Genomic DNA, 8,844 nt, shown 5'->3' with positions numbered 1-8,844 from the left:
GAGGTGCTCTCCAACATCATCATGAACGCCGTGCGGTTCTCTGGGTGCGACGGCGGATCGATCATGGAGTACGTCGAGGGCGAGCAGTGCTTCTCGGTGCGCAGCGCCTACGCGAGCAGCCCGGAGCTGCTGGCGAAGCTGCGTCAGATCCGCGTGGAGCTGCACACGACGCTGGTCGGCCGCTCCGCACTCGAGGGTCACCCGATCGCCGTCGCCGACCTCGACACAGTCGACCTCGATCCGCACCTGCAGCTACTGCACGCCGACGGCTGGCGCTCGATGGTCGCGGTTCCGGTGCTGCATCGCCAGCAGATCATCGGCGCGCTCGTCGTGCGACGCAAGACTCCGGGGGACTTCTCCGCCGAGACGATCGAGTTCCTCGAGACCTTCGCGAGTCAGTCCGCGCTCGCCGTCTGGAATGCGCAGCTGTTCCGCGAACTCGAGACGAAGACCGCGGAACTGCAGGTCGCGAGCCAGCACAAGTCAGAGTTCCTGGCGAGCATGTCGCACGAGCTGCGCACGCCTCTCAACGCCGTCATCGGGTTCTCGGAGGTGCTGCTCGAGCGGATGTTCGGTGAACTCAACGAGCGCCAGGACGAGTACCTCCGGGACATCCTCGGCTCGGGGAAGCATCTGCTGCAGCTGCTCAATGACATTCTCGACCTCTCGAAGGTCGAAGCGGGTCGCATGGAACTCGAGCGATCGATCTTCTCTGCGCGGGGCGCCCTCGAGTACAGCATCTCCATGGTGCGCGAGCGGGCGGCGGCTCACGGCATCGAGGTGACTCTGGAGGTGGAACCGGGAATCGACTCGCTCGACACCGACGAACTGCGGTTCAAGCAGGTGCTGCTGAACTTGCTCAGCAACGCGGTGAAGTTCACACCTGACGGCGGCCACGTCGCCGTCGCCGCGAGGCGACGCGGAGACGACCTCGAGGTGACCGTGAGCGACGACGGCATGGGGATTCCGCCCGAGGACGAAGAGCGGATCTTCGAGTCCTTCCAGCAGGGCCGGCGGGGCACCCAGCGCGAAGAGGGCACAGGTCTCGGCCTCACCCTGTGCCGGCGGATCGTTGCACTGCTGGGCGGATCGATGTGGCTCGAGACCGAGCTGGGCGAGGGCAGCACGTTCGGCTTCACGGTGCCCCTCAGCGCCGCCGCCGAAAACGCCTCACCGGCTCCGGATGGCGCCACCGACCTGCCCGTGGTCGTCGTCGTCGACGACGACCGGGCCTCACTCGACCTGGTGACGGCGTACCTCGACGGACTGGGCGTGCAGATCGTGCTCGCGCGGGACGGTGCCGAAGGCATCGAGATGATCCGGGCGCTCTCGCCGGCCGCCGTCGTGCTGGATATCCGGCTGCCCGGTTTGGACGGCTGGGAGGTGCTCAACCTGGTGCAGGCCGACGAGAGCACCCGCGGCATCCCGGTGATCATCGTGTCCATCCTCGATGAGAAGTCGCGCGGTCTGTCGCTCGGCGCCGCCGACTACCTGAACAAGCCCATCGGCAGGGATGTGCTCATTTCGGCGCTTCGCCGCGTCGGAGCGCTGCCCGCAGCGCCGGTGCCGTCACAGGGAGCGGGCTGATGCCGTCTCATCGCATCCTGGTGGTCGAGGACAACCCGCTGAACCTGAAGCTCGTCCGCGACGTGCTCACCGTCTCGGGTTTCGAGGTGGTGGCCGCGCCCTCCGGTGAGGAGGGGGTCGCGCTCGCGCAGACCTGCGAGCCCGATCTGGTTCTGATGGACATCCAGCTGCCCGGCATCGACGGGTACGAGGCGCTGCGCCTGCTTCGACAGAATAGGCAGCTCGACGGTGTTCCGGTCGTCGCGGTCACCGCCTTCGCGATGCGCGAGGATCGGGAGCGCGCCGCACGCGAAGGGTTCGACGGATACATCGGCAAGCCCATCAGCGTGCGGGAGCTGCCCTCGCAGGTGAGCGAGTTCCTGGGCAACGGGCGATCCGATGTCCGCTGACGAGATCACGATCCTGGCGGTCGACGACCTGCCGCAGAACCTGCGCCTGCTCGACGCGGTGCTCAGTCCCCGCGGATACCGGGTCTTGACGGCCGCGTCCGGGGAAGAGGCACTGGCGATGCTGCCCACCGCCGCGGCTGACCTCGTGCTGCTGGACATCCTCATGCCGGGAATCGACGGCTACGAGGTGTGCCGACGCATTCGCACGACCCCCGGCTTCGAGTTCCTGCCGGTCGTGATGATCACCGCGAGCGGGGAGCAGGAGAAGGTCCGGGCGATCGAAGCCGGCGCGGACGACTTCGTCAGCAAGCCGTTCAACCAGGGCGAGCTGCTGGCCCGCGTCGCCTCGCTGGCGCGGGTCAAGCGTTACCAGGACACCATCGAGCGGCAGGCCGCGGAGCTCGCGGAGTGGAACGCCGAACTGGAGTCCCGCGTTCACGCGCAGGTCGACGAGCTCCAGCGGGTGAACCGCCTGCGCAGGTTCCTCTCGCCGCAGCTGGTCGATCTGATCATCGACTCCGGCGATGAGACGTTCCTGGGCAGTCACCGCCGCGAGATCGTCGTCGTGTTCTGCGACCTGCGCGGGTTCACGCCGTTCGCGGAATCGAGCGAGCCCGAAGAGGTCATGGGGGTGCTGTCCGAATATCACGCCGCTCTCGGCGAGCTGATCCACCGTTTCGAGGGGACCCTCGAGCGCTTCACCGGCGATGGACTGATGGTCTTCTTCAACGACCCCCTGACCGTCGACGACGCTGCCGAGCGCGCCGTGACGATGGCCGTGGCCATGCGCGAGCGGGTCGGTGCGCTCGCCGAGGGCTGGGGCCGGCGCGGCCACGATCTGGCGCTGGGCATCGGCATCGCGCAGGGCTTCGCGACGCTCGGCCGGATCGGCTTCGAGGGCCGCTTCGACTATGCGGCGATCGGCAGCGTCACCAACCTGGCCGCCCGACTGTGCGGTGCGGCCGGCGCAGGGCAGATACTCGTCGCCCAGCGGGTGTTCTTCGCCACCGAGGGACTCGCAGTGGGGGAGTCGATGGGAGCGCTGGAGCTGCGCGGATTCAGCCGGCCGATCCAGGCGTTCGATGTCACCGGCATCGATGAATCGAAAGTGAGGCTCACGCCATGACCGCAGTCGAGACCGAAGAGGCGCCGAACGTGGTCGAGACGCTTTCGAGTCTCGACGAGAACGCCCGGTATGAGAGGTTCCAGCGGCTTCAGGAGCGCATGGAATCCGTGTGGGGGGCGATGAAGCTCGACTACGACGACGAGTCCGTGGTCGTCATCCCGTCGGTGACGCCGAGCGGAACGGCGGGGAGCGGCAGCACGACCCAGGCCTACGAGGAGCGCTTCCTCTTCCTGCTTCTGCTGCTGCGCCAGCCTCGCCTGCGCATGGTCTACGTCACCTCGATGCCGATCGACCCGAGGATCGTCGAGTACTACCTCGCACTGCTGCCGGGCGTGATCCCCAGCCATGCGCGGGCACGCCTCTCGCTGATCTCGGTGGGCGATGCATCGGTGCGGCCACTGAGCAGGAAGCTGCTCGAGCGTCCGCAGCTGCTCGCCCGCATCGCCGAGCTGATCCCGAATCGTGCGCGCAGCCACCTCATCCCCTACAACACCACCGAGCTCGAGCGCGACATCGCCGTCACCCTCGGCATCCCGATGTACGGGGCAGACCCGCGGCTCGCTCCGCTGGGCACGAAGACCGGCTGCAGACGGCTCTTCGGTGAGGTCGGGGTCCCCTATCCGCTCGGCGCTGAAGATCTGCACAGCCTGGATGAGGTCGCCGGCGCGATCGAAGAGATGCTCGTCACGCGACCGACGATGACCCAGGTGATCGTGAAGCTCAACGAGGGCGTGTCCGGCACCGGGAACGCGCTCGTCGATCTCACCGGCATCGCAGAGCTGCCGGCATCCGATCGACGTGTGGCGATCCTCCAGCGTCTCCGCCGGATGCAGTTCGAGCTGCCTCGCATTCAGTTCGACTGGTATGTCGAGCGGCTCGAGGCCGACGGCGGAATCGTGGAGGAGCGCATCGTCGGCGAAGACCTGCTCAGCCCCAGCGTTCAGCTCCGGGCCCGTCCCGACGGAAGCCTCGAGCTGCTGTCCACGCACGACCAGCTGCTCGGCGGCGCGAGCGGCCAGAGCTACCTGGGTTGCACATTTCCCGCGGACGCGGCGTACTCGCGACTCATCAGCGAGCCGGCGGCCGCCATCGGCGAGCGGCTCGCGAAGGACGGCGTGATCGGTCGCTTCGCGGTCGACTTCGTGGTCGTACGGGATGCCGCGGGCGACTGGTCGGCGTACGCGATCGAGTTGAACCTGCGCAAAGGCGGCACCACGCATCCGTTCCTGACACTGCAGTTCCTGACCGACGGCAGCTACGACGCGGAATCCGGACGGTACGTCACCCGTGAGGGTGCCGAAAAGCATCTCGTCGCGACGGATCACCTCGAGGCCGACGAGCTTCGGGCGCTGTCGATCGGCGACCTGTTCGATGCCGTGGCCCGGCACGGGATGCACTTCGACCAGTCGCGGCAGGCGGGCATCGTGTTCCACATGATCAGCTCGATCACCGAGCACGGTCGGGTGGGCATGACCGCCGTCGGCGACACGCCGGAGCAGGCCATGCAGCTCTACGACCGCGCGAGAGAGCTTCTGCTCTCGGAGGCGCGCGCCGCGAGCCGGGAGAGCGCGCTGCCCGACTGAACGCGCGCGTCAGAGCCTCGCGAGCGCCTGCGCGAGGTCGTCGAGCAGGTCGTCGGCGCTCTCGATGCCGACCGAGAGCCGAACCACCTCCTCGGGAACGGCGAGCTCGGTGCCGCGGACCGAAGCATGGGTCATCTCGTCCGGGTGGTTCACGAGCGACTCCACGCCCCCCAGGGACTCGGCGAGCTGGAACAGACGCGTCGACTCCGCGAACCGCCGCGCCGTCGGGCCGTCGGCGAGGGCGAGCGAGACGATGCCGCCGAAGCCCGACATCTGGGTCGCCGCGAGCTCGTGGCCGGGGTGCGACGCAAGTCCCGGGTAGTACACGCGAGCGACCCGATCATGGGTCTCGAGGAATTCGGCGATCGCCGTGGCGTTCTCGCTGTGCTTCTGCATGCGGATGCCGAGGGTCTTGATGCCGCGAGTCGTAAGCCAGGCGTCCAGTGGTCCTGAGACGGCGCCGACAGCGAACTGCAGGAAGCGGGCCTCCTCCGCGACCGCGTCGTCGTTGATCACGAGTGCGCCGCCGACGACGTCCGAGTGGCCCCCGAGGTACTTCGTCGCCGAGTGCACGACGACGTCCGCACCCAGGCGCAGCGGCTGCTGGAGGGCGGGCGACGCGAACGTGTTGTCGACCACGACGAGCGCGCCCGCGTCGTGGCCGAGCCGGGCCAGCCCGGCGATGTCGGTGATCCGCAGAAGCGGGTTGCTCGGCGTCTCGACCCACAGGATCCGCGCCGGACGTTCCTCCAACGCCGTCGCGACGGCATCCAGATCGCTCATGTCGACGATGCGCAGTCCGACGCCCCAGGGTCCGAGGATGCGGGCGATCAGGCGGTACGTCCCGCCGTAGACGTCGTTGCCCAGCAGGACCTCGTCACCCGGCTTCAGGACGGCACGCAGCAGCGCATCCTCGGCGGCAAGGCCCGACGAGAACGAGAGGCCGTGGCGGCCGCCTTCGATCGCGGCCAGCTGCGTCTGCAGCGCGGTGCGCGTCGGATTGCCGCTGCGACCGTACTCGTAGCCCTGCCGGAGCCCCCCGATGCCGTCCTGCGCGAAAGTGGTGGAGAAGTGCACGGGCGGGATGACGGCGCCGGTGGTGGGGTCGAACGCCTGACCGGCGTGGACGGCGAGGCTGTCGAAGCCGCGGGCGGGGAGTGCGGGCTGGTCGGTCATGCGTCGCTCCTCGCGGTGGGGGTGGGGTCTTCGTCGATCGAGTAGCCGTGGGCGGTCATCCAGCTGTCGTCGAACAGCTTGCTCATGTACCCGCGCCCGTGATCGGGCAGCAGGACGACCACCACGGCGTCTTCGGGCAGGTCGTTCGCGGTGCGGAGGGCCGCCACGACGGCCATCCCGCTGGAGCCTCCGACGAGGAGCCCCTCCTCACGGGCGAGGCGCCGCGTCATCGCGAACGACTCGGCGTCGCTGATGCGGTGGATCTCGTGAACCACCGTCGGGTCGAACGCGGCGGGCCAGAAGTCCTCGCCCACGCCCTCGACGTCGTAGGTGTGCACGGGGCCGCCCGAATAGATGGAGCCCACGGGGTCGGCACCGACGATGCGGACCGCGCCGTCCGAGGCTTCCGTCAGGAACCGGCCCGCTCCGGTGATCGTGCCGCCCGTGCCGATGCCGGCGACGAAGTGGGTCACCCCGCCGTCGGTGTCGCGCCAGATCTCCGGACCGGTCGTCTCGTAGTGGCTGCGGGGACCGTGCGGGTTGGCGTACTGGTTCGGCATGTAGGCGCCGGCCGTCTCCGCCACGAGCCGCGCCGAAACGCTGTAGTACGAACGCGGGTCGTCCGGCTCGACCGCGGTCGGCGCGACCACGACCTCGGCTCCGTAGGCGCGGAGCACGGCCTGCTTGTCTTCGGCGACCTTGTCGGGGACGACGAAGATGCAGCGGTATCCGCGCTGCTGCGCGACCAGGGCAAGACCGACGCCGGTGTTGCCGCTCGTCGGCTCGACGATCGTGCCACCAGGGCGCAGAAGGCCGTCGCGTTCGGCGGCGTCGATGATGTTGGCCGCGATGCGGTCCTTCGCCGAGCCGCCGGGATTGAAGTACTCGATCTTGGCGAGCACCGTCGCGGGCAGGCCGGCGGTCACGCGGTTGAGACGGACGAGGGGGGTGTTGCCGACGAGGTCGGTCACGCTCTGGGCGTATCGCACGATGGTGTCCTGAAGGAAGGGCCGCACATCAGAGGCGGCGGGAGCTGTCGGGGTCGTCGAAGGAGGGTGCGAGGCACTCAGCGACGACAACGACAGGTCAGCACGCCTCCACAGTAGCCGGTGCAGACGAGTGCCGCGACTCGGTGTTCGGGCGACCGCCGTGCGGGCCTGCGGTGGGAGCTCGGGCCGGATAGGACATGTCGTTGCGGCACGAAGTGACACCTCGGGTTCGGGTGCGTCGCGCGTCAGTCTGCGCGAACCGCCGCGATGGGAGCGTGTTGCGGCGGAACGCGACCACTCGACCGGCGCACGGCGCCGTCGGCTGGCGCGTTTCGTCGCCTCGAGCGCGGGTGCCGACGATGCGCGACAAGTGAAGCAAGAGCACACGGCGACGGATGCCGCCGGCTCGGGCGTCAGAACGCGTCGAGGTTGCCGCGCAGCCCGCCGCCGGAGAACTCGGACCGGAGGATGCCGCGGCGCCGGAGAATCGGGACGATCTCGTCGAGCGCGCGGTGCAGCGTCACAGGATGCAGGTCGCCCGAGAAGATGAGTCCGTCGTTGTCGGCGTCGTCGCCCAGCGCCTGGATGAGGTCGGCGAGCTCCCCGGCCGTGCCGACGGTGCCGCTGATGCCGTCGCCGATGCGCCCGAGCCGCGCCTTGCCGGCCAGGATGTCGCGGAAGGGCGCGTCGGCGAATGAGTCGAAACGACCGCGCAGTCCCTTGATCGTGCCCTGCGACACGTGCTCGCCGAAGATCCCCGGGTCGAGCGGTCGATCGAAGTCCAGCACCGTCAGGTCGGTCTCGAGGTCGCTCGACCATGCCTCCGCCACCGCCAGCAGCGCCGCATCATCCGGGTCGGCGGATGCCGCGACGATCCGGTCGGCCTCCTCCCTGGACGCCGCGACGATCGGCTTGAAGACGAACAGCGTCTTGATCGTGTCGGGGTCGCGGCCGTGCTGCACCGCGTCGGAGCGGACGCGCTCGCGGTAGGAGCGCACCGCGTCGACGTCGAGGTTGGACAGCGCGAGCTGGATCTCGGAGTTCTGACCGGCGAACCGGATGCCGCGCGGCGATCCACCGGGCGAGGCGACGACCGGCTCGAAGGGGAGCGGTTCAGCGTTCAGCGGCCCGTCGAAGGACCAGTACTCCCCGCGGTGCTCGACCGCCCGGATCTTCGTGCCGTCTGCGTAGATCTGCGTCTCGGGATCGGCGATGAGCGCGCCCTCGTCCCAGCTGCGCCAGAGCAGGCGCAGCGCATCCAGCCACTCCTGCGCGCGGTCATAGGCCGCATCGTGCGGCAACCGCTCCTGGCCGAAGTGGTGGGCGGAGCCGACATCGGTCACCACGTTCAAGCCGACGCGGCCGCTGGAGAGGTGCTGCAGCGAGGCGAACTGGCGGGCAGCGGTGTACGGATGCCATCCGGCGGGGTTGGCGGTCGGGATGACGCCGAGGTGCTCGGTTGCGGCGAAGAGGTACGGCGCGAGCGTCCACGGGTCGTGCTTGGGGCCGCCGTAGGCCTTGCGCACGCGCAGATCCAGCGTTTGCGGGCTGATCCCCACCGACAGCGCGTCCTCGATGAGCACGAAGTCGAAGCCGGCCTGCTCGAGGGTGCGGGCGCCCTCCTGGTAGATGCCGGGCTTCTGCCAGGGGTAGTTCCACTCGTAGTAGGGCCGCGCCCAGCCGTGCGGTCCGAAGCCGCGCGAGAGGAACCAGCCGAAGTGCTGCAGCTTGCTCATACGATGCCGGCCCGCTCGAGCAGCTCGGCGGCCTGCACGGCCGCCAGTGCGCGATCGAGGTCCGCGATGAGGTCCGCCGCGTCCTCCAACCCGATCGAGACGCGCAGCAGCCCCTGGCCGATGCCGGCCGTCGCGCGATCCTCCTCCGAGCGGTTCACGTGCGTGGTCGAGGCGGGGTGCAGGACGAGCGACCGGACATCGCCGAGGTGGGTCATGCGGGTGAACAGCTCGAGCGAGTCCGTGAACGTCTTGGCAGCA

Annotated in this window: 8 protein-coding genes; 4 read left to right on the top strand and 4 right to left on the bottom strand. The window is 69.0% G+C overall.

Features of this window, described 5'->3' with window-relative positions; translation table 11 throughout:
• From VFX99_RS02335 to VFX99_RS02320, 4 genes are all read left to right on the top strand, one after another.
• Positions 1–1,587 (top strand): ATP-binding protein (locus tag VFX99_RS02335; RefSeq protein WP_329664709.1); only part of this gene is annotated, 1,587 nt, incomplete at its 5' end.
• Positions 1,587–1,976, top strand: a complete 390-nt coding sequence (locus tag VFX99_RS02330) for a response regulator (protein WP_329664708.1) — start codon at positions 1,587–1,589, stop codon at positions 1,974–1,976. The genes VFX99_RS02335 and VFX99_RS02330, both read left to right, overlap by 1 nt.
• The gene (locus tag VFX99_RS02325) at positions 1,966–3,102 is read left to right on the top strand and encodes an adenylate/guanylate cyclase domain-containing protein (protein ID WP_329664707.1); all 1,137 of its coding nucleotides are present in this window, start codon (positions 1,966–1,968) and stop codon (positions 3,100–3,102) included. The genes VFX99_RS02330 and VFX99_RS02325 overlap by 11 nt, the downstream gene beginning before the upstream one ends.
• Entirely contained in the window at positions 3,099–4,685 is a 1,587-nt protein-coding gene (locus VFX99_RS02320) for a peptide ligase PGM1-related protein (protein ID WP_329664706.1), read from the top strand. The genes VFX99_RS02325 and VFX99_RS02320 overlap by 4 nt, the downstream gene beginning before the upstream one ends.
• 9 nt (positions 4,686–4,694) lie before the next feature.
• Here the strand turns inward: VFX99_RS02320 and VFX99_RS02315 are convergent, their stop codons facing one another.
• The 4 genes from VFX99_RS02315 to VFX99_RS02300 form a co-directional block, all read right to left on the bottom strand.
• A complete protein-coding gene (locus VFX99_RS02315) occupies positions 4,695–5,861 on the bottom strand; it encodes a cystathionine gamma-synthase (RefSeq protein WP_329664705.1) in 1,167 nt (388 codons plus the stop codon).
• Positions 5,858–6,832: a pyridoxal-phosphate dependent enzyme gene (locus VFX99_RS02310; RefSeq protein WP_329664704.1), complete on the bottom strand. Its 975-nt coding sequence runs from the start codon at positions 6,830–6,832 to the stop codon at positions 5,858–5,860. The genes VFX99_RS02315 and VFX99_RS02310 overlap by 4 nt, the downstream gene beginning before the upstream one ends.
• Positions 6,833–7,263: 431 nt before the next feature.
• Positions 7,264–8,586: an LLM class flavin-dependent oxidoreductase gene (locus VFX99_RS02305; protein ID WP_329664703.1), complete on the bottom strand. Its 1,323-nt coding sequence runs from the start codon at positions 8,584–8,586 to the stop codon at positions 7,264–7,266.
• Positions 8,583–8,844 (bottom strand): PLP-dependent transferase (locus VFX99_RS02300; RefSeq protein ID WP_329664702.1); only part of this gene is annotated, 262 nt, incomplete at its 5' end. The genes VFX99_RS02305 and VFX99_RS02300, both read right to left, overlap by 4 nt.

Origin of the sequence: Microbacterium sp., from assembly GCF_036277215.1 — a bacterium.
GTDB lineage: Bacteria > Actinomycetota > Actinomycetes > Actinomycetales > Microbacteriaceae > Microbacterium.
The sequence above is the reverse complement of the archived record's forward strand: the minus strand, read 5'-3'. Positions and strand labels throughout refer to the sequence as shown.

Bases quoted from the DNA above. Each gene is read 5' to 3' on its own strand.
- VFX99_RS02315 (WP_329664705.1), bottom strand. From the start codon at position 5,861: ATGACCGACCAGCCCGCACTCCCCGCCCGCGGCTTCGACAGCCTCGCC.
- VFX99_RS02320 (WP_329664706.1), top strand. From the start codon at position 3,099: ATGACCGCAGTCGAGACCGAAGAGGCGCCGAACGTGGTCGAGACGCTT.
- VFX99_RS02330 (WP_329664708.1), top strand. From the start codon at position 1,587: ATGCCGTCTCATCGCATCCTGGTGGTCGAGGACAACCCGCTGAACCTG.
- VFX99_RS02325 (WP_329664707.1), top strand. From the start codon at position 1,966: ATGTCCGCTGACGAGATCACGATCCTGGCGGTCGACGACCTGCCGCAG.
- VFX99_RS02305 (WP_329664703.1), bottom strand. From the start codon at position 8,586: ATGAGCAAGCTGCAGCACTTCGGCTGGTTCCTCTCGCGCGGCTTCGGA.